The 17,940-nt window shown below is 62.1% G+C and carries 18 protein-coding genes; 12 read left to right on the forward strand and 6 right to left on the reverse strand.

The features are described from left to right. Positions 1-4 precede the first annotated feature (4 nt). From ACFIQF_RS04565 to ACFIQF_RS04600, 8 genes are all read left to right on the forward strand, one after another. A complete protein-coding gene (locus tag ACFIQF_RS04565) occupies positions 5-853 on the forward strand; it encodes an ABC transporter ATP-binding protein (protein ID WP_393940537.1) in 849 nt (282 codons plus the stop codon). Then, a complete protein-coding gene (locus ACFIQF_RS04570) occupies positions 841-1,590 on the forward strand; it encodes an ABC transporter ATP-binding protein (RefSeq protein WP_393940540.1) in 750 nt (249 codons plus the stop codon). Before ACFIQF_RS04565 ends, ACFIQF_RS04570 begins: the two co-directional genes overlap by 13 nt. A gap of 127 nt (positions 1,591-1,717) precedes the next feature. Further along, complete coding sequence (locus tag ACFIQF_RS04575) at positions 1,718-2,872, forward strand: CaiB/BaiF CoA transferase family protein (protein WP_393940695.1); 1,155 nt, start codon at positions 1,718-1,720, stop codon at positions 2,870-2,872. Continuing rightward, the gene (locus ACFIQF_RS04580) at positions 2,872-3,462 is read left to right on the forward strand and encodes a cysteine dioxygenase family protein (RefSeq protein WP_393940542.1); all 591 of its coding nucleotides are present in this window, start codon (positions 2,872-2,874) and stop codon (positions 3,460-3,462) included. Before ACFIQF_RS04575 ends, ACFIQF_RS04580 begins: the two co-directional genes overlap by 1 nt. Then, the gene (locus ACFIQF_RS04585) at positions 3,459-4,235 is read left to right on the forward strand and encodes an enoyl-CoA hydratase/isomerase family protein (protein WP_393940545.1); all 777 of its coding nucleotides are present in this window, start codon (positions 3,459-3,461) and stop codon (positions 4,233-4,235) included. The genes ACFIQF_RS04580 and ACFIQF_RS04585 overlap by 4 nt, the downstream gene beginning before the upstream one ends. 27 nt (positions 4,236-4,262) lie before the next feature. Then, on the forward strand, positions 4,263-6,392 hold the full coding sequence (locus ACFIQF_RS04590) for an acetate--CoA ligase family protein (protein WP_393940548.1): 2,130 nt from the start codon (positions 4,263-4,265) through the stop codon (positions 6,390-6,392). A gap of 43 nt (positions 6,393-6,435) precedes the next feature. Then, complete coding sequence (locus tag ACFIQF_RS04595; RefSeq protein WP_393940551.1) at positions 6,436-7,173, forward strand: enoyl-CoA hydratase/isomerase family protein; 738 nt, start codon at positions 6,436-6,438, stop codon at positions 7,171-7,173. A gap of 66 nt (positions 7,174-7,239) precedes the next feature. Beyond that, positions 7,240-8,238: a Bug family tripartite tricarboxylate transporter substrate binding protein gene (locus ACFIQF_RS04600; protein ID WP_393940554.1), complete on the forward strand. Its 999-nt coding sequence runs from the start codon at positions 7,240-7,242 to the stop codon at positions 8,236-8,238. Positions 8,239-8,289: 51 nt separating this feature from the next. Here ACFIQF_RS04600 and ACFIQF_RS04605 read toward each other — a convergent pair whose 3' ends face one another. The 6 genes from ACFIQF_RS04605 to ACFIQF_RS04630 all read right to left on the reverse strand — a co-directional run bounded on the left by ACFIQF_RS04605 (position 8,290) and on the right by ACFIQF_RS04630 (position 14,128). Then, positions 8,290-9,525: an MFS transporter gene (locus ACFIQF_RS04605; RefSeq protein ID WP_393940557.1), complete on the reverse strand. Its 1,236-nt coding sequence runs from the start codon at positions 9,523-9,525 to the stop codon at positions 8,290-8,292. A gap of 69 nt (positions 9,526-9,594) precedes the next feature. Beyond that, positions 9,595-10,464 (reverse strand): amidohydrolase family protein, encoded by an 870-nt coding sequence (locus ACFIQF_RS04610; protein ID WP_393940560.1) that lies wholly within the window; start codon positions 10,462-10,464, stop codon positions 9,595-9,597. Between the two features lie 73 nt (positions 10,465-10,537). Then, on the reverse strand, positions 10,538-11,422 hold the full coding sequence (locus ACFIQF_RS04615) for a LysR family transcriptional regulator (RefSeq protein ID WP_393940562.1): 885 nt from the start codon (positions 11,420-11,422) through the stop codon (positions 10,538-10,540). Positions 11,423-11,495: 73 nt separating this feature from the next. Beyond that, a complete protein-coding gene (locus ACFIQF_RS04620) occupies positions 11,496-12,671 on the reverse strand; it encodes an acyl-CoA dehydrogenase family protein (protein WP_393940565.1) in 1,176 nt (391 codons plus the stop codon). Positions 12,672-12,703: 32 nt separating this feature from the next. After that, positions 12,704-13,099, reverse strand: coding sequence for a cupin domain-containing protein (locus ACFIQF_RS04625; RefSeq protein WP_393940567.1), 396 nt, complete (start codon positions 13,097-13,099; stop codon positions 12,704-12,706). Positions 13,100-13,153: 54 nt separating this feature from the next. Then, a complete protein-coding gene (locus ACFIQF_RS04630) occupies positions 13,154-14,128 on the reverse strand; it encodes a Bug family tripartite tricarboxylate transporter substrate binding protein (protein WP_393940570.1) in 975 nt (324 codons plus the stop codon). 207 nt (positions 14,129-14,335) lie between these two features. Between ACFIQF_RS04630 and ACFIQF_RS04635 the strand changes: the two genes are divergently transcribed. The 4 genes from ACFIQF_RS04635 to ACFIQF_RS04650 all read left to right on the forward strand — a co-directional run bounded on the left by ACFIQF_RS04635 (position 14,336) and on the right by ACFIQF_RS04650 (position 17,940). Further along, entirely contained in the window at positions 14,336-14,998 is a 663-nt protein-coding gene (locus tag ACFIQF_RS04635; RefSeq protein ID WP_393940573.1) for a TetR/AcrR family transcriptional regulator, read from the forward strand. An 89-nt stretch (positions 14,999-15,087) separates the two neighbouring features. Then, positions 15,088-15,618 (forward strand): TRAP transporter small permease, encoded by a 531-nt coding sequence (locus ACFIQF_RS04640; RefSeq protein WP_393940576.1) that lies wholly within the window; start codon positions 15,088-15,090, stop codon positions 15,616-15,618. A 9-nt stretch (positions 15,619-15,627) separates the two neighbouring features. Then, positions 15,628-16,905: a TRAP transporter large permease subunit gene (locus ACFIQF_RS04645; RefSeq protein ID WP_393940578.1), complete on the forward strand. Its 1,278-nt coding sequence runs from the start codon at positions 15,628-15,630 to the stop codon at positions 16,903-16,905. A 30-nt stretch (positions 16,906-16,935) separates the two neighbouring features. Next, positions 16,936-17,940: a TRAP transporter substrate-binding protein gene (locus ACFIQF_RS04650; protein ID WP_393940581.1), complete on the forward strand. Its 1,005-nt coding sequence runs from the start codon at positions 16,936-16,938 to the stop codon at positions 17,938-17,940.

A 17,940-nucleotide genomic window follows, 5' to 3' on the forward strand; every position in this document is an offset into this window, starting at 1 on the left:
GTCCATGAGTGACAACAGCACATGTCCGTTGTTGGATATTCGCAATCTGCGAATCAGCTTTGCCACCCCGCAAGGAAGAAATGAGGCAGTACGTGGCATCAACCTCCAGATGGGCCGCGAGCGCATAGCGGTAGTGGGTGAATCCGGCTCTGGCAAATCCATCAGCTTTCGTTCACTGCTCGGGCTTCTGCCACCCAGCGCCACGCTGGCGGCAGACAAGCTGGCCTTGCAAGGGCAAGACCTGCTCGCCATTCAACCGCGCGCTTTGCGGCAGTTGAGGGGGCGCCGCATCGGCATGGTGGTGCAAGACCCCAAGCAAGGCCTGGATCCGCTGATGACTATCGGCAAGCAACTCGCAGAAATGCTCACCGTCCACCGCGTAGTGCCGCCGGCAAAGGCCCACGCCCGCGTATTGGAGCTGCTGGCGGAGGTGCATATTCGAGAGCCGGAAAGAGTCGCCAAGCTGTACCCGCATGAGGTCTCCGGCGGCATGGCGCAGCGGGCCATGGTCGCGATGATGCTCTCTGCCCAGCCCGATTTGCTGATCGCTGATGAAGCCACCTCCGCACTCGATGCCTTGGTACGACACCGCATTCTGGATCTGATCGACGAACAGGTGCGCCAGCGCGGCATGGGCCTGGTGCTGATCAGCCACGACCTGGACCTGGTCGCTCGCTACGCCGACCGCATTCTGGTGATGTACGCAGGCCGGATAGTGGAAGAGCTGGCCGGCAACCAACTGCAGCATGCAACCCACCCCTATACCCAGGGTTTGCTGGCCTGCAGACCTTCGCTCAAGCACCTTGGTGGCGATCTGCCGGTACTGCAAAGGGAGGCCACATGGTTGCAGTAACTGAAGCCGCCCTGCAGGTAAAACAACTGTCGGTACAGCGAGGAACGGCCCAGGTTGTTCATGGCGTCAGCTTTGCGCTGGAGCGTGGCGCAAGCATTGGCATTGTGGGCGAGTCCGGCTGCGGGAAAAGCAGTATTTTGCGTGCTGTCGCCGGCATTGATACCCAATGGAGTGGCTCCATGGCCATTGACGGCCAGCCCCTTCTCCGCCGCCGCCAACTGGTCGACCGGCGTGCCATGCAAATGGTCTTTCAAGACCCGCTGGCAGCTCTCAATCCCAGCCACACCATCGACGAGATTTTGCGTGAACCGCTGATCGTGCACCGCATGGACCGCCATGAAGAGCGCATCGCCAAAGCACTGGAAACCGTCGCTCTGTCAACGGCCCTGCGTTTCCGGCTTCCGGGGCAGCTGTCTGGCGGGCAACGCCAGCGCGTTTGCATTGCGCGTGCGCTGCTGGTCGAGCCCAAGGTGCTGCTGCTCGATGAGCCGACGTCTGCCCTGGACGTTTCCGTTCAGGCCGAGGTTTTGAACCTGCTGAGCCGTGTACGCCAGCAATATGGCACCGCCTTTGTGATGGTCAGCCACGACCTGCATGTGGTGGCACACATGTGTGAGCGCATTGCCTTCATGGTGCATGGCCGCTTTGTCGACTTGGTCACGCGTGACGAACTGCTCGCAGGGCAACTGCAATCCCCTGAGGCCAAGCGCCTGTTGGAGGCCGCCATGCACGTTTGAAAGAACGGCCAGCCATGCCCGCTTACTAAAGCCAGCTGCGATGGCAACACCGATCACAGCTCCCCGACATCTGCCGCCTTGGCCATTGATTTCCAGCACTTGAGGACTTTTCTCCATGCCCACACCCATGCCTCCTACGCTTCCACTTGCCGGCGTCCGCGTCATCGAATTCTGCTCCACTGCAGCTGGCCCGTTCTCAGCGATGCTGCTGTCGGACATGGGAGCCGATGTCATCAAGGTAGAACCTCCTGCCGGCGACGGCCTGCGCCAATGGCCACCGCTGAACCAAGGCTTCAGCGAGAACTTTGCTTCGCTGAACCGCAACAAGCGCTCGGTAGTGCTGGATCTCAAAACTCCCGAAGACGCCGCACTCGCACGCGCCATGATTCTGGATGCGGACATCGTGGTGGAGAACAACCGGCCCGGCGTCATGGACAGGTTGGGTCTGGGCTACGCAGACTTTGCCGAGGCCAAGCCGCAACTGCTCTACTGCTCCATATCGGCATTTGGCCAAAGCGGGCCGCGCTCCGCAGAAGGCGGCTTTGACCTCACCATTCAAGCCGCAGCCGGTGTCATGAGCGTGACCGGCGAGCCCGACGGGCCACCGGTGAAGTGTGGAGTCCCTCTGTCTGACTTTGCCTCCGGCCTGTATGCCGCGTTTTCCATTGCGTCGATGCTCGCCCATGTGCGCGCAGGCGGCCAAGGCGCCCACATCGATATTCCCATGTTCGGCTGCACACTGGGTATAGCGGCGCTGCAAACCAGCGAGTACTTTGGCAACCACCGCAGCCCCGTGAAGCTGGGCTCGGCGCACCCGCGCAATGCGCCTTACCAGGCCTTCAAGGCCGCAGATGGCTATTTTGCGATTGCCGCCGGCAACCACAAGCTGTGGCTCAATGTCTGCAGTGTGGTGCAGTTGCCCGATCTGCAGCACGACACCCGTTTTGTCAGCACCACCGACCGCGCCAAAAACCAAACTGCGCTCAAAGAGATTCTCGAAGGCGTCTTCTGCCAACACCCTGTCGCCCACTGGATCGAGGCCTTCAAAGCCGCTGGGGTGCCGCATGCCCGCATCAACGACTACGCGGCTGCGCTCTCCGATATCCAGACGGAGTTCATGCAATGGGTACAGCCGCTGGAGCTCCCCAACGGAAACACCACACAGACCTTCGCCTCGCCCGTGCGGCTCAATGGCGAAGGCTTTGCCATACGGTCCATGCCGCCCGAACTCGGGCAGCACACGCAAGAGCTGCGTGCACTTTACGCAGGGAGGGCTGCCTGATGACTACATCTCGACTGCTGCAATTCGTGACGGCCATGACCCGGCTCGTCGAGCAAGGACCATCCCATGACACCCAGTGGCTCGCCGCTGCGGCGCCGCTGATGAAAGATCTGGTGTCCTGCGACGACTGGTTACCCGAGGCCATGACCGCCAGCCACCCGCTGCACTACCAGCAACATCTCTTGTATGGCGACCCTTTGGACCGCTTCTCGCTGGTGAGTTTTGTCTGGGGGCCAGGGCAAAAAACCCCGATTCACGACCACACCGTCTGGGGCATCATCGGCATGCTGCGAGGCAGCGAATACGAACAGGCTTACCAGCGCCAGCCCAATGGCGTATTGGCGCCGAATGGCCCCGAGCAACAGCTGCACCCCGGGGATATTGGCATGGTGTCACCGACCATCGGCGATATCCACCGGGTACGCAATGCCTACGATGACCGCACGTCTATCAGCATCCACCTGTATGGCGGCAACATTGGCCGTATTCAGCGCCACGTTTTCGTAGCCGACACCGACGAGGTCAAGCCCTTCGTCTCTGGCTACTCGAACGCTTTGGCTCCCAACCTTTGGGCCAAGGAGCAGGCATGAGTACCGCAGAAACAGTGACCCCCGCCGATCTGCTGGTACGTCGTGAAGACGACACCCTGTATCTGTGCTTGCAGCGTGCGCCAAAGGGCAACGCTTTGTCCAGCGCGCTGGTGGATGCGCTGACCAGCGAGATCAGCCGAGCCACGCAAGATCCCAGCCTGCGACTCCTGGTGCTGTCGGGCGATGGGCGGCATTTCTGCACTGGCTTTGACTTGTCAGACCTGGATGCGGAAACGGATGACACGCTGCTGGCACGCTTCACCCGCATCGAGCTGTTGCTGCAACTGGTGTTCCGTGCCCCCTTCACCACCTTGGCACTGGCCCACGGACGCACCATGGGCGCCGGGGCCGACCTGTTTTGCGCGTGCAGCGAGCGCTGGATTGTTGACGACGCCAAGCTCGCCTTTCCTGGCGTGAATTTTGGGCTGGTGCTGGGTACCGCTCGCCTTGGCGACCTGGTAGGCGCTGCCCAAGCCGCGCAATGGTTGCAAAACGGCTCATCCATCGATCGCACCGAGGCCTTGGACTCAGGCCTGGCCACCCGCTGCCTTCAGGTCTATGAGCTTGATGCGGCCTTGGCGCAACTGCAAAAGCGCCTGCGCCGGCTTGAACAGAGCACACAGCGCGCCATTCACTCCGCACTGGAGCCAACCCGCAGACCACGCGGCGACGACGGAGATGCCCAGGATCTCATGCGCCTGGTGCAGTCAGCCTCGCCGCCCGGACTCAAACAGCGCATAGCCGCATACCGCAACGCACCCCACCCAGGCTGACAGCCACTGCATTGAGGAGGAACCACCATGACCCCAACCCCTTCCCCCACGCCACTGAAGACCTTGCTCAACCCGCGCTCCGTGGCCGTCATCGGTGCATCGGAAGACCAGAGCAAATTTGGCGGCCGCTTGTACAAAACACTTTTGCAACACCGCTACGCCGGCACCGTCTACCCCATCAACCCGGGGCGCGATACGCTGTTCGGCCTGAAAACCTTTCCCCATGTCTCGGCCACGCCCACGGCGCCCGACATGGTCATCATGGCCTTGCCACGCGACAAGGTGAAAGCCGAGATTGCCGCCTGCGCCGCCCATGGTGCCAAGGCCGGCATCATCATCACCTCCAAATTCTCCGACGCAGGCGCCGAAGGCCTGGCGTTGGAGAAAGAGGTGGTAGCGACCGCCGCTGAGCACGGCATGCGCCTGATCGGCCCCAATTGCCTGGGGCTGATCAGCCCGGCCAACAAGCTGGTGCTGTGCTCCTCACCAGCACTGAATGTGGAGCAGCTGATCGAGGCGCCCATCGGCTTTGTCAGCCAGAGCGGCGCGCTGATGGGCACCTTGTTCGATCGCTCGCACGGCATGGGTATCGGCTTTTCCCACTGCGTCTCGGTGGGCAACCAGGCCGATCTGGAACTCAACGACTTTGTGGAATTCCTCATCGACGACGAGCGAACGCAGGTCATCTGCAGCTATGTCGAAGGCATCAAATCACCTGAAAGGTTTGTGGCGCTCGCCCGCCGAGCCCGTGCCGCCGGCAAGCCCTGGCTGATGGTGAAAGCCGGTGCTTCCGATGACGGCAGCCGCGCGGCTTACTCGCACACGGCAAGCATGGCAGGTGACTTTGCCGCGCTGCAGGCCATTTGTGAACGCGAGAACGTGGTCATGATGACCGACCCGCTGAACATGCTGAGCCTGGCGCGCGCCATGGTGCGTTATCCGAATCGGCCAATGCGCAAAGTGGCGGTCATCACCACCTCAGGCGGAGGTGGCGCCATCTCCGCCGATCAGCTCTCCCACGCAGGCATTGGCTTGGCCCGCTTCAACGCCAACACCCAGGCGGGGCTGGCGGAGCACTATTCGGAAGGCCAGGCCGCCAACCCCATCGACGTGGGCGGCAGAAAACACGATGGCACCGATGAACTCGGCGTGGTCACGGCCGAGCTGGCTTTGAGCGATCCCGACACCGACCTGGGCCTGATGGTGCTGACCACGGCACCCGACGTGCCCGGGCTGACGCGCCAACTCGCCGATGGCGCCGAGCGCCCGGCGGCTCTGGGCAAGCCTGCACTCTACGTGATGCTGCCTGGCCGCGTTGCGGCGCCCGCACGCGCCATGCTGGTTGAGCGCGGCCTGCCCTATGTCGACACGCTGGCAGAAGCCATGGATGTGCTCAAGGGATGGAAGCAGTGGTCGAGCTACCAGGCGCCTGCTGCGCCTGTGCGCCCATCGGGCATGCCGCCCATCCAAACCCCGCACGGCGCCTTGGGAGAGTCCGCCAGCAAATCCTTGCTCGCCCAAGCGGGCATTCGCGTCAACCAGGAGCGAGTGGTTCAAACGCTCGACGAGGCCTTGGCAGCGGCAGAGCAGTTGGGCTTCCCCCTGGTGCTCAAGGTGATCTCCCCCGACATCGTGCACAAATCCGATGTGGGCGGCGTCGCCTTGAACATCGTCAGCGCCAGCGATCTGCGCACGCGCTTTGCAGCCATGCAGGCCAGCATCGCCCAAGCCGCAGCGCAAGCGCGCATCGATGGCTATTCCCTGCAATCGCAGGAATCTGGCGAGCTGGAGCTGATTGTCGGCGCACGGCTCGATGCGCAGTTTGGCGCCCAGGTGCTGGTGGGCGCCGGCGGCGTACTGGTGGAGCTGCTCAAAGACGTTGCCTTGTTGCCGGCGCCAGTCGATGCGCTCAGTGCCCGCCGCGCCATCGAGGCGCTGAAGATCGCCCCCCTGCTGAAGCGCTATCGAGGCCGCGGCCCCTTGGATGTGGACGCTGTCGTCGACACCGTGGTGCGCCTGAGCTGGCTGGCCCACGACCTTGCTGCCCAGGGCGCCGGCTCAGATTTCGAGATCGAGATCAACCCTCTCAAAGTTCGCCTGCAAGGCCAAGGCGTCGTTGCGGTAGATGCCCGCGCGCGCATCGATCAAGCCAGCTGAGCAAAGCACGCTCTCACCCTCAACACCCACAGGAGACATTCCCATGCCACAGATCACCATTGAACACCACGGTAAAGTCAGCTTGTTCACCATCAACCGTCCCGCACGGAAAAACGCCATCTGCAAAGACACCGCCTTGGAGCTGCAAGCCGCCTTCGAAGAGTTCGATGCCTCCGAGCAACGCGTCGCGGTCATCACCGGTGCCGGCAACGAGGCATTTTCCTCGGGCGCGGATGTCAGCAATCTGCCCGAGTTGTGGCGCTGCATCCCAGGTTCCGGCTTCACCACAGACAAGCCTGTCATCGCCGCCACCGCAGGTTGGGTAGTGGGCGGTGCCATGGTACTGACCATGATGTGCGACATTTTGGTGGCGGCCGAGAACACCCAGTTCTCTTACCCGGAAGCCCGCCTGGGCTTCACCGGCGGCATGATCAGCGGCCTGGCCTCGCGCATCCCCCACAAGGTGGCCATGGACATCATGCTGCTGGGGCGCACGGTGCCAGCACAGCGCGCCTATGACGTTGGCCTGGCAAACGAAATCACCGCTGTCGGCAAACAAGTGGAAACCGCCATGCAACACGCGGAGGCGCTGGCCCAGTCGGCGCCCTTGGTGCTGCGCACGCTCAAGCGCTTTGTCAACCAACATGTGCTGCCCAAAGGGCCCTCGGAGCTGATGGCAGAAACGGTACGCCAACTCAAACAGGTCAACGAAGGCCTGGACGCGCAAGAAGGACGCAATGCCTTCCGCGAGAAGCGCACGCCGTCCTACCAAGGGCTCTGAAGCTCCACCAGCCAGCCTCACCCCAACACCTGCTCCTCGCCATTCGCTTTCTGGAGATACACCTGCATGCCATCACACTCCCGATCTCTGCGTCGGCGCTTCCTGCTTGCGCTGGCCGGCCTCACGCCACTGCTGGCGGCCTTGCCGCCTGCCATCGGCCAAACCACCAACCCGGCAAACTGGCCCACCAAGCCGATGCGCATCATTGTTCCGTATTCGCCAGGCGGCAATGCCGACGCGATAGCCCGCTTTGTGGCCGACAAACTGGGCGTCGCGCTGGGCCAAAGCATCATGGTCGAGAACAAGACGGGAGCGGGCGCCATCATCGGCACCGAGGCGGCTGCACGCGCTGCCGGAGATGGCTACACCTTTCTCGTGGCCCCCAACGCCGTCTTCACCATCACCCAGCACCTGCGGGCAATTCCTTACAAGCCAGACCAGGATTTCATCCCCATCGCACAACTGTCAGGCAGCTACTCCATTGCAGCAGCTCGCAAGGACGCGCCTTTTAACACCCTCAGGGAGCTGGTGGCGCAAGCCAAGAAGAACCCTGGCAAATTCAGCTATGGCTCCGCAGGGCTGGCAACCGCTACCCACCTGTCCGGAGAAATGCTCAGCAGCGTGGCGGGCATTCAATTGCTCCATGTGCCCTACAAGGGATCGGCAGATGCCTTGTCCGACCTGATGGGCGGGCGCATCGACCTCCAGTTCGACCCGGTCAGCCTGGCGCAAATTCAGAACGGCAACGCCAAAGCGATTGGTGTCCTGAGCCGGGTACGCCACCCCGAGCTGCCAGACATTCCGACCGCCAAGGAGCAAGGGCTGAATGTGGACTCTCGCTCCTGGTTTGGCCTTTTCGCTCCCAAGAACACACCGCAAGCCATCGTAGAACGGATGGCGGCAGAAACCGAAAAAATTCTCCAACTGCCAACGACGCGCGAGATGCTGCTCAAGTTCAGCCAGTATCCGGACTATTTGCCCTCCCAGGCTTTCGCCCGCAAGATCCAAGACGACAGTGCTTTTTTCAAGCAACTGATCCAGGCCAACCACATCCAGGTGGAATAAGCCCGCTCACGGGCGGGCTGGATCTGGCTTGCATCTGGCACTGCCCATTTGCTAGTGGCTGGCAGTATGCAGCTCGCGTCCCTTGGTCTCCGGTAGGAAAAAGGTGATCAAAATTACCGCCAGATAAGCGCCCCCTGCGAATGCACCAATCGCCCAGGCCAGCCCGTGCTTTTGCGCCAAAAAGCCCACCAAGGTGGGAAACAGAGCCCCAATGCCGCGCCCGAAGTTGTAGGCAAAGCCCTGCCCATTGGCGCGCAGCTCGTTCGGGAACAGCTCCGTCAAATAGGCGCCGAGGCCGCTGAAGATGCCAGAGGCCGCAAAGCCCAGCGGGAAGCCAAGCACCAGCATCAGATCGTTAGAAAGCTGGAACTGCGTGTAGAAATAGATGCTCAGGCAGGAGAGCACAGAAAACACGAAAAGATTTGCCTTGCGCCCCCATTTGTCCGCCAAATAAGCGCCACAAATATAGCCAACAAACGAGCCCAGAATGATCACGCCCAAGTAGCCGCCCGTGTTGAGCACCGACAGCCCGCGCTCAGTTTTCAGGTAAGTTGGCAACCAGGTGGTAATCGCGTAGTAACCGCCTTGCACACCGGTGCATAGCACCGCGGTGAGCAAAGTCGTCTTGAGCAGACGAGGTGAAAAAATGGCCCAAAAGCTGACAGCATTCTCTCTTCGCACTTTCTGCGTGCGTTGGAACACTTCAGGTTCGGGGACATGCTTGCGGATGAACAGCACCAGCAGCGCCGGCAATACGCCAATCCAGAACAAGCTGCGCCATGCAATCTCGGGTGGCAGCACGCTGAACGCAACGGTGTACAGCAAAGCCGCAGCCCCCCAACCAATCGCCCAGCCGCTTTGCACAGTGCCCACAGCCTTGCCCCGGTGCTCGGCGCGCACAATCTCGCCCATCAACACCGAGCCCACGGCCCATTCACCTCCAAAACCCAGCCCCTGGAGAGCCCGCAGAACAAACAACTGTTCAAAATTCTGTGTAAAGCCTATCAACACCGTACAAGTAGAAAACCACAGAATGGTGTACTGCAGAATTCGCACCCGCCCGTAGCGATCAGCCAAGATCCCCGCTATCCAACCGCCTATGGCAGAGAACAACAAAGTGACTGTCCCCAGCATGCCGGCCTGGCTCTTGTCGATACCCCAAAGCGTAATCAGCGTGGAGATCACAAACGTGAAAACCATGAAGTCCAGGGCATCAATAGCCCAGCCGCCAAATGCACCGACAAAGGTTTTCTTCTCCGCACCACTCAGTTCTTTAAACCACCGCATATCGCCTCCTTACCACGGGCCGGTGTAAGCCGACACAGCGCCCGCTGCGTCGTACCCTTCGACCTTCTTTCAGTACTTGTCCTCGAACCCGTAGAGCTTTTGCGGGTTGTGCACCAGCACTTGCTGCAGGTCCTCAGCTGTTTGCAACCACCGAGGCAGCTGGTTGCGCAGGGCGCCGGTATCGGGCATCTTTTGCAGTGCTACATGGGGCCAATCACTGCCCCAGACGCACTGCTCTGGCGCCGCAGCATACAGCTGTTGTGCCCAAGGCACCACATCGGCAAAACCCGGAAACTCCTCGCCGATGCGGTACGCGCCCGAGAGCTTGACCCACCAGCCTTTGTCCTTCATCAGATGCAGCAGTGACTGCATGGCAGGACTATGCAAACCTGAGGCCACGGGGGTATGGCCCATATGGTCTACAACGCCAATGACAGGCAACTTCTCCAGCCGCGGCATGAGCTCAGGCAATTGCGCTGCATCCAGCAAAAACTGCATATGCCAGCCGAGCGGCGCGATCTTTTGCGCCAGCTTTTCCATCGCCGCAAAGCCTATGCCGCCGCCGAACAAGACATTGATGCGCAGGCCCCGTACCCCCAGGTGGTGCATGCGCTCCAGCTCTTGCTCCGAAATATCCGCATCGACCACGGCAATGCCGCGCAACTTCTGGGGGTGGCGTGAGAGCACCTCCAGCATGTAGCGGTTATCGGTACCGTACACGCTGATTTGTACCAAGACCCCGCGCTCCATGCCCGTGGCGTGCAGCATCTGCAAATAATCGCCTTCGGTAGCGGGGTGCGGTGTGTAGCTGCGGTTAGCCACCATAGGGTACTTCTGCATGTCTTCGGCTACCACATGGGCGTGTGTGTCGCAAGCACCCGGCGGCAGCACGAAGCTGGCGGGTTCTACATTCGGCAAGGGGCTGAGGCAGTAGTCCATGGTGGTTCAACAAAACAGAATGGCGCTCACTGTAGGCCCACTGTGCAATACCTGCCATCTCCTTTGTTACAACTCACTCGCCCCGCACCACCTCAATAAACGCCTGCAGCGGTGCCGACATGGTTTGCGGGTGCCAGAGAAAGGCGCCGGCGGTGTGGGCTGTCATGCCATTGCTGCTTTGCAGCGGCACAAAGCGCACGCCGGCCATGCCGGCGCGTTGCATGCACGAGGGCACCAGCGCCACGCCTTGGCCGATGGCGACCAGCGCAATCACGGCCAGCCACTGACGCACGGCATGGCTGGTGCGCGGGTGGATGCCGGCGTTGTGCAGGCAGGCGATCACGTTGTCGTAGTTGGCGGGGCTGACTTCGCGCACAAACATCACAAAGCGCTCGTTCGCCAGGCTGCGCAGATCGATGCTGCTTTGCTGCGCCTGCGGGTGGCTTTCTGGCAAACAACAGACCAGGGTGTCGGGCGCCAGCGGCCACAACTCCAAACCAGGTGCAGGCGTGATGATGTTGACAAAGCCGCCTTGCAACTGGCCGCGCAAGATGGCGGCTTGCTGCTCGGTGGTGGACATCTCGTGCAAGGTAATGTCGATATCCGGCCGCTGCGCGCCAAAGGCATCCAGCACGCGCGGCAGGTCGCGAAAAATCATGGAGCCGGTCACGCCAATGGCCAGCTGGCCTTGGCGGCCTTGGGCCACGTTGCGCGCCACATCAGCAGCGCGCTGTATCTGGCCCAGCACCAGGCGTGCTTCCACCAGAAAAGCGGCGCCGGCGGCGGTGAGGCGCACCTGTTTGGCCTCGCGCTCGAACAGGCGCACGCCCAGGTCTTCTTCCAGCGCCTTGATCGCCACCGACAGCGGTGGCTGCGTGATCGACAGGCGCTGGGCCGCGCGGCCAAAATGCAGCTCCTCGGCCAGCACCACAAAGTAACGCAGCAAATGGGTTTTCATCTGCGTATCATGCCCGAGCCCGGCGGGGCTGGCAGGCTTGCGCGGCGCGGCAGGCATGCGCTGTCAGCGGCGCTCAGTACGACTTGGGCAGGCCCAGCACCTTCTCGGCAATAAAGCAAAGAATCAGCTGCGGGCTGACCGGCGCCAGGCGCGGAATCCAGCTCTCGCGCATGTAGCGCTCCACATGGAACTCTTTGGCGTAGCCCATGCCGCCGTGCGTAAATATCGCGGTTTCGCATGCGCGGAAACCGGCTTCCGCGCCCATGAACTTGGCTGCATTGGCTTCGGCGCCGCAGGGCTTGTGCTGGTCGTACAGCCAGGCGGCTTTCATGGCCAGCAGGTAGGCGGCCTCCAGCTCGATCCAGCGCTCGGCCAGCGGGTGCTGGATGCCCTGGTTTTTGCCAATCGAGCGGTTGAACACCTCGCGCTCACCGGCGTATTTGGCTGCGCGCGACAAAGCGGCGCGCCCCAGGCCGATGGCCTCGCAGGCAATCAGAATGCGCTCGGGGTTCATGCCATGCAAGATGTATTCAAAGCCGCGGTTTTCCTCGCCAATGCGGTCTTCCACAGGGATACGCAGGCCGTCGATGAACAGCTGGTTGGTGTCCACGCATTTGCGGCCCATTTTGGGGATCTCGTGCACCTCGATTTTCGTGCGATCAAAGTCGGTATAGAACAGGCTCAGGCCTTCGGCGCCCTTGCATTCTTCCACCGGCTTGGTGCGCGCCAGCAGCAAGATTTTGCTGGCCTCTTGCGCGGTAGAGATGAACACCTTTTGGCCATGCACGATGTAGTGCTCGCCCTGCGCATCGGTGCCACGCACCGCGCGGGTCTTGAGTTTGAGCGTGTTCAGGCCGGTGTTGGGCTCGGTCACGCCAAAGCAGGCTTTGTCTTTGCCGGCAATCAGCGGCGGCAGCATGCGTTGTTTTTGTTCGTCCGTGCCGTACACCACCACCGGGTGCAGGCCGAAGATGTTCATGTGCACGGCCGATGCGCCCGAGAGGCCAGCGCCCGTGGCAGCAATGGTGTGCATCATCAACGCTGCTTCGGTAATGCCCAGGCCGGCGCCGCCATAGGCTTCGGGCATGGCAATGCCCAGCCAGCCGGCATCGGCCAGGGCGCGGTAAAAGGCCTCGGGGAAGGCGCCGTCTTCGTCGCGGGCATGCCAGTAATCGGCGTCAAACGGTTCGCAGACTTTTTCGATGGCGTCGATGATCTGTTGCTGCTCTTCGGTCAGGGCGAAATCCATGGTGTTTCTCTCTCAATAACGCAATTCAAAAATCAGTGGCTGGAGCCGTCAGGTCGGCGTACACGGGCTGGGTTCTCACCGTAAGGCGGGCTGTAAATCACCAGCAGCTTGGCAGGCGTGTCACTGGTGGTTTGGAAGATGTGCATTTTGTCGGCCGGGAAAAAGCAGGTGTCGCCCGGCAGCATTTCGAAGGATTCGCCTTCCACCTCGACATGGGCCGTGCCTTCCAGCAAGTAGCAGGCTTGCTCCATGCCGGGGTGGGCATGCGGCAGCGCGCCGCCGCCCTTGGCTATTTCGCCCAGCACCACTTCCATGTGCTGTGCGCCCACATTGGCCTGGCTGACCAGGCGGCGGTTGAAGGTGCCGGTGTGGTTGGCCGGGCTGTAGGCCGGCACATCGGCGGCGCGGATCAGGTATTTGGAGGGCATGGCAATAACCGGTGAAGTGGCGGTAATAGCGGTATCTGGGCGGCGCTGGCAGCTTTACTGCGCGGGAATCTCGGCCTGTTTGACGAGCTTGCCCCAGTACGCCAGTTGATCGTTCACGTACTGCGCAAACTCCTGCGGCGTCTTGGTGGGCCAGACTTCAAAGCCGATCTGCTCCAGCTGCTTTTGCACCGCTTCGTCGGCCAGCACGGCTTGCAGCTCGGTGTTGATTTTGTTCACCACCTCGGGCGGTGTGCCGGCTGGCGCGAAGATGCCGTTCCACGAGGTGATGTCAAAGCCCGGCAGGGTTTTAGCGATCGGCGGCGTATCGGGCAGCAGCTTGGTACCTTTGGCGGCAGTGACGGCCAGCGTGCGCACGCGGTCGGTCTTGAGCGTGCTCCAGGCTGAGCCCAGATCGGGCACATACATCTGGATCTGGCCGCCCATCAGATCGGTCAGCGCTTGCGGGCTTGATTTATAGGGCACGCCGACGATGTCGATCTTCGAGAGATAACGCAGCGTTTCCGACGCCACTAGCGAGGTGCTGTTGGGCGTGCCGTAAGACAGCTTGCCCGGGTTGGCCTTGGCATAGGCGATCAGCTCTTCCACCGATTTGACCGGCAGCGACGGGTGCACCACCAAGGCAAAAGGCAGCTCGCCCACGCGGGCGATCGGCGTGAAGTCTTTGACCGGGTCGTACTTCAGGTTTTTCACCAGCCAGGGGTTGGCCGAGTGTGAGGTGTTGGTGGTCATGAACAAGGTGTAGCCGTCGGGCTTGGCCTTGGCCACAATGCCGGCGGCAATTTGCGCATTGGCGCCGGCGCGGTTGTCCACGATGACCGGCTGCTTGAGGCGTTTGCCCAGCTCTTGGCCCACGGCGCGGGCCACTGCGTCGGTGCCGCTGCCAGCGGCAAACGGCACCACCATGGTGATGGGGGCGTTCGGATAACTGCCTTGCGCCCAGCTGGCGCTGCTGGCAACGGTGCTGGCCAGCGCAATGGCGGCCCAAACTCCGAATTGGCGTCTTTGCATGCTCATGTCTCCTGTCTGCTTGTCAACCAGCCTCTGCGGGCCGAGCCTCCATGGTGCGGGGTTTGACGATTCGAGTCCAATGCTTTCTAACGATGGATTGATACACGTTTCGAATCGATAGGCGGGCAGCGCGCCCCGGCCGCATCGGCTGTTGCCAGCCTGCCGCTCCCCTATACTTTGCGTCCACTACAGCCTGGGAGAGACCTGATGCGCGAGAATGCGCCGACGCCCGCCGCCGTCAAGCGCAGCCACAACCCGGAGCGCACCATGGCCGGCATTCTGGAGATGGCCAGCGCCGAGTTCGCCGACAAGGGGCTCGACGGCGCCCGCATCGACACCATCGCGGCCGCCACACACACCAGCAAGCGCATGATTTACTACTATTTTGGTAGCAAAGAAGGCTTGTACCTGGCAGTTCTGGAAGAAGCCTACCGCCGCACGCGGGCCACCGAGGCCGAGCTGCACCTGGACGACCTGCCGCCCGTAGCGGCGCTGGAGCGCCTGGTCGGCTTTACCTTCGACCACCACCACAGCAACCAGGCTTTTATCCGCCTGGTGATGAACGAGAACATCCAGCGCGGCCAATACCTGGCGCAAAGCGAGCTCATCGAGCAGCTCAACAAACCGGCGATTCACGCCGTCGAGCAGCTCTACCAGCGCGGCCTGGCCAGCGGCGAGTTTCGTCCCGGGCTGGACGCGGTCGACATCCACGCCTCCATCTCGGCGCTGAGCTTTTTCAACGTCTCCAACCGCTATACCTTTGGCCTGATCTTCCAGCGCGACCCCGATTGCGCACAGCTGCTGGCCCGGCGCCGCGCCAATGTCATCGACATGGTGCTGCGCTTTGTCTGTGTCGCGCAGCCGACTTGAAAGCCTGGGCCGCCAGCTTGGGGAAAACGCGCTTCATGCAAAATTAACCAGTTAGTACATTACTGGTTCTGCCACAGCCGATTCCCACCATGCTCGACCGCCTGATCGCCGGTTACTGCACCGTGCTCAACTACCTGCTGGCCATCGCCCTGGCGCTGATGGTGGTGCTGGTATTTGGCAACGTGGTGCTGCGCTATGCCTTCAACTCCGGCATCAGCCTGTCGGAAGAGCTCTCGCGCTGGCTCTTTGTCTGGATGACTTTTCTCGGCGCGATCACCGCGCTGGGCGACCGCGCCCACCTGGGCACCGACATGCTCGTAGGCCGCCTGGGCCGGCGCGGCAAACAGCTGTGCCTGGCACTCGCCTACCTGGCCATGCTCGGCGTGTGCTGGCTGGTGTTCCGCGGCGCGCTGGAGCAAACCCGCATCAACTGGGAAACCACCAGCGCCGTGATGGAAGTCTCCATGGCCTGGTTCTACGCCAGCGGCATAGTGTTTGCCGTGCTCGGCGCCCTGATCGTACTGCGCGATCTGCTGCGCCTCTTGGGCGGCAAGCTGCAAGACCACGAGTTGCTCGCCATCCAGGAGAGCGAAGAACACGCGCACGATGCGCAGCGCTGAAGCCACCCCATGACGATCACCATCTTTCTTGGCTCCCTGCTCATCGCCATGGCGCTGGGCGTGCCGATCGCGTTCTCGCTGCTCATCTCAGGCGCGGCGCTGATGTGGCACCTGGACATGTTCGACGCGCAAATCCTGGCGCAAAACCTGATCAACGGTGCCGACAGTTTTCCGCTGCTGGCCGTGCCGTTCTTCATGCTGGCCGGCGAGCTGATGAACGCCGGCGGCCTCTCGCGCCGCATTGTGCAGTTCGCCATGGCGCTGGTCGGCCACATCAAAGGCGGCCTGGGCTATGTGACGATTGTGGCCGCCGTCATCATGGCGGCGCTGTCGGGCTCGGCCGTGGCCGATGCGGCGGCGCTGAGCGCGCTGCTGATCCCGATGATGGTGGCCGCCGGCCACGACAAGGCCCGCGCTGCAGGGCTGATCTCGGCGGCCAGCATCATCGCGCCCGTCATTCCGCCAAGCATCGGTTTTGTGATCTTTGGCGTGGCCGCCAACGTCTCCATCTCCAAGCTGTTTTTGGCCGGCATCGTGCCCGGCTTGATGCTCGGCGTCTCGCTGTGGCTGATGTGGTGGTGGCTGGTGCGGCGCGAGCATGTGCAACCGCCGCCACGCAAAAACCGCCAAGAGATTTTGCAAGCGCTGCGCCAGGCCACCTGGGCGCTGGTGCTGCCGGTGATCGTGGTGCTGGGCCTGAAGTTCGGCATTTTCACGCCCACCGAAGCGGCCGTGGTGGCAGCGGTGTACGCCTTGCTGGTGGCCATGTTCGTGTACCGCGAAATCCGCTGGCGCGACCTGCCTGCACTCTTCGTCAGCGCAGCCCGCACCAGCGCGGTGGTGATGTTTCTGGTGGCGGCCGCCATGGTCTCGGCCTGGCTCATCACCGTGGCGCAACTGCCCGGCCAGATCGTGGCACTGCTGCAGCCGCTGCTCGACAGCCCGCGCCTGCTGATGTTCGCCATCATGGTGTTCGTCATGATCGTCGGCACCGCGCTCGACATGACGCCCACCATCTTGCTGCTCACACCCGTGCTCATGCCCGTGGTCAAAGCCGCCGGCATCGACCCGGTCTACTTCGGCGTGCTCTTCATCATCAACAACGCCATCGGCCTGATCACGCCGCCCGTGGGCACTGTGCTCAACACCGTGGCCGGCGTCGGCAAAATCCGCATGGACGACGTCACCCGCGGCGTGCTGCCCTTCATGGCGGTGCAGTTCCTCTTCATGTTCTTGATGGTGCTGTTCCCGCAACTGGTGACCGTGCCCGCACGCTGGTTCTATTGACAAGGCAAACGCCAACAACAGGAGACAAGAATGAAGCGCATTTTTCTGAAAACCGTGGTGGCCGCACTGGCCGTGGCAACGCTGGGCATGGCCAGCGCGCAAGAGCTGCGCGAGCGCAGCTTCAAGCTGGCGCTGCAAAACCCCAAAGGCCATCCGCTGGTCACCGGTGCCGAAAAATTTGCCGAGCTGGTGGGCACGCGCTCGGGCGGCAAGCTCAAGGTCAACATTTTTCCCGGCGGCGTGCTCGGCGGTGATGCCGCCAATGTGAGCGCACTGCAAGGCGGCACGCTGGAGATCGTGGTGCTGAACTCCGGCATTCTGGCCGCGCAGGTGAAGGATTTTGTCGTCTACGACTTTCCCTTCATGTTCGCCAATGCCAAAGAAGTCGATGCCGTAGTAGGCGGCGCTTTCGGCCAGAAGCTGCACGCCAAGCTGCAAGACAAAGGCATCGTGGGCCTCGCCTACTGGGAGCTCGGTTTCCGCCAGATCACCAACGGCAAGCGCGCCATCCAGAAGGTCGACGATCTGGCCGGCCTCAAGCTGCGCGTGATCCCCAACCCGATCAATATCGACTGGGTCAAGGCCCTGGGCGCCAACCCCACGCCGCTCGCCTTCCCCGAGCTGTATGCCGCGCTGGAGCAAAAAGCGGTGGACGGCCAGGAGAACCCGGCCAGCGTGATCTTGGCCAACAAGTTTGCCGAGGTGCAAAAGTACCTGACGCTCACCAACCACCAGTACAACCCGCAGTCGATGATCTTCTCGAAAAAGATCTGGGATACGCTCAATGACGCCGAGCGCAAGATCATCGCCGACGCCGCCACCGAAGCCGCGCAGTTCGAGCGCCAACTGGCCCGCAGCAGCGCCCAGGGCGACATCGACGCGCTGCGCAAAGCCGGCATGGAAGTGGGCGAGCTGCCCGCCGCCGAAATGGCCAAGTTCCGCGAGCGCATGAAGCCGGTGATCGAAAAACACGGCGCACCCGTGGCCGACACCGTCAAAGAACTGCAAGCCGAGCTGGACAAGCTGCGCAAGTAA

It is taken from the genome of Comamonas trifloxystrobinivorans (assembly GCF_043359985.1).
GTDB classification, from domain to species: Bacteria; Pseudomonadota; Gammaproteobacteria; order Burkholderiales; family Burkholderiaceae_C; genus Comamonas; species Comamonas trifloxystrobinivorans.

Bases quoted from the DNA above. Each gene is read 5' to 3' on its own strand.
- ACFIQF_RS04620 (WP_393940565.1), bottom strand. From the start codon at position 12,671: ATGGATTTCGCCCTGACCGAAGAGCAGCAACAGATCATCGACGCCATC.
- ACFIQF_RS04590 (WP_393940548.1), top strand. From the start codon at position 4,263: ATGACCCCAACCCCTTCCCCCACGCCACTGAAGACCTTGCTCAACCCG.
- ACFIQF_RS04645 (WP_393940578.1), top strand. From the start codon at position 15,628: ATGACGATCACCATCTTTCTTGGCTCCCTGCTCATCGCCATGGCGCTG.
- ACFIQF_RS04570 (WP_393940540.1), top strand. From the start codon at position 841: ATGGTTGCAGTAACTGAAGCCGCCCTGCAGGTAAAACAACTGTCGGTA.
- ACFIQF_RS04600 (WP_393940554.1), top strand. From the start codon at position 7,240: ATGCCATCACACTCCCGATCTCTGCGTCGGCGCTTCCTGCTTGCGCTG.
- ACFIQF_RS04615 (WP_393940562.1), bottom strand. From the start codon at position 11,422: ATGAAAACCCATTTGCTGCGTTACTTTGTGGTGCTGGCCGAGGAGCTG.
- ACFIQF_RS04630 (WP_393940570.1), bottom strand. From the start codon at position 14,128: ATGCAAAGACGCCAATTCGGAGTTTGGGCCGCCATTGCGCTGGCCAGC.
- ACFIQF_RS04575 (WP_393940695.1), top strand. From the start codon at position 1,718: ATGCCTCCTACGCTTCCACTTGCCGGCGTCCGCGTCATCGAATTCTGC.
- ACFIQF_RS04595 (WP_393940551.1), top strand. From the start codon at position 6,436: ATGCCACAGATCACCATTGAACACCACGGTAAAGTCAGCTTGTTCACC.
- ACFIQF_RS04605 (WP_393940557.1), bottom strand. From the start codon at position 9,525: ATGCGGTGGTTTAAAGAACTGAGTGGTGCGGAGAAGAAAACCTTTGTC.
- ACFIQF_RS04650 (WP_393940581.1), top strand. From the start codon at position 16,936: ATGAAGCGCATTTTTCTGAAAACCGTGGTGGCCGCACTGGCCGTGGCA.
- ACFIQF_RS04635 (WP_393940573.1), top strand. From the start codon at position 14,336: ATGCGCGAGAATGCGCCGACGCCCGCCGCCGTCAAGCGCAGCCACAAC.
- ACFIQF_RS04585 (WP_393940545.1), top strand. From the start codon at position 3,459: ATGAGTACCGCAGAAACAGTGACCCCCGCCGATCTGCTGGTACGTCGT.
- ACFIQF_RS04580 (WP_393940542.1), top strand. From the start codon at position 2,872: ATGACTACATCTCGACTGCTGCAATTCGTGACGGCCATGACCCGGCTC.
- ACFIQF_RS04625 (WP_393940567.1), bottom strand. From the start codon at position 13,099: ATGCCCTCCAAATACCTGATCCGCGCCGCCGATGTGCCGGCCTACAGC.
- ACFIQF_RS04610 (WP_393940560.1), bottom strand. From the start codon at position 10,464: ATGGACTACTGCCTCAGCCCCTTGCCGAATGTAGAACCCGCCAGCTTC.
- ACFIQF_RS04640 (WP_393940576.1), top strand. From the start codon at position 15,088: ATGCTCGACCGCCTGATCGCCGGTTACTGCACCGTGCTCAACTACCTG.
- ACFIQF_RS04565 (WP_393940537.1), top strand. From the start codon at position 5: ATGAGTGACAACAGCACATGTCCGTTGTTGGATATTCGCAATCTGCGA.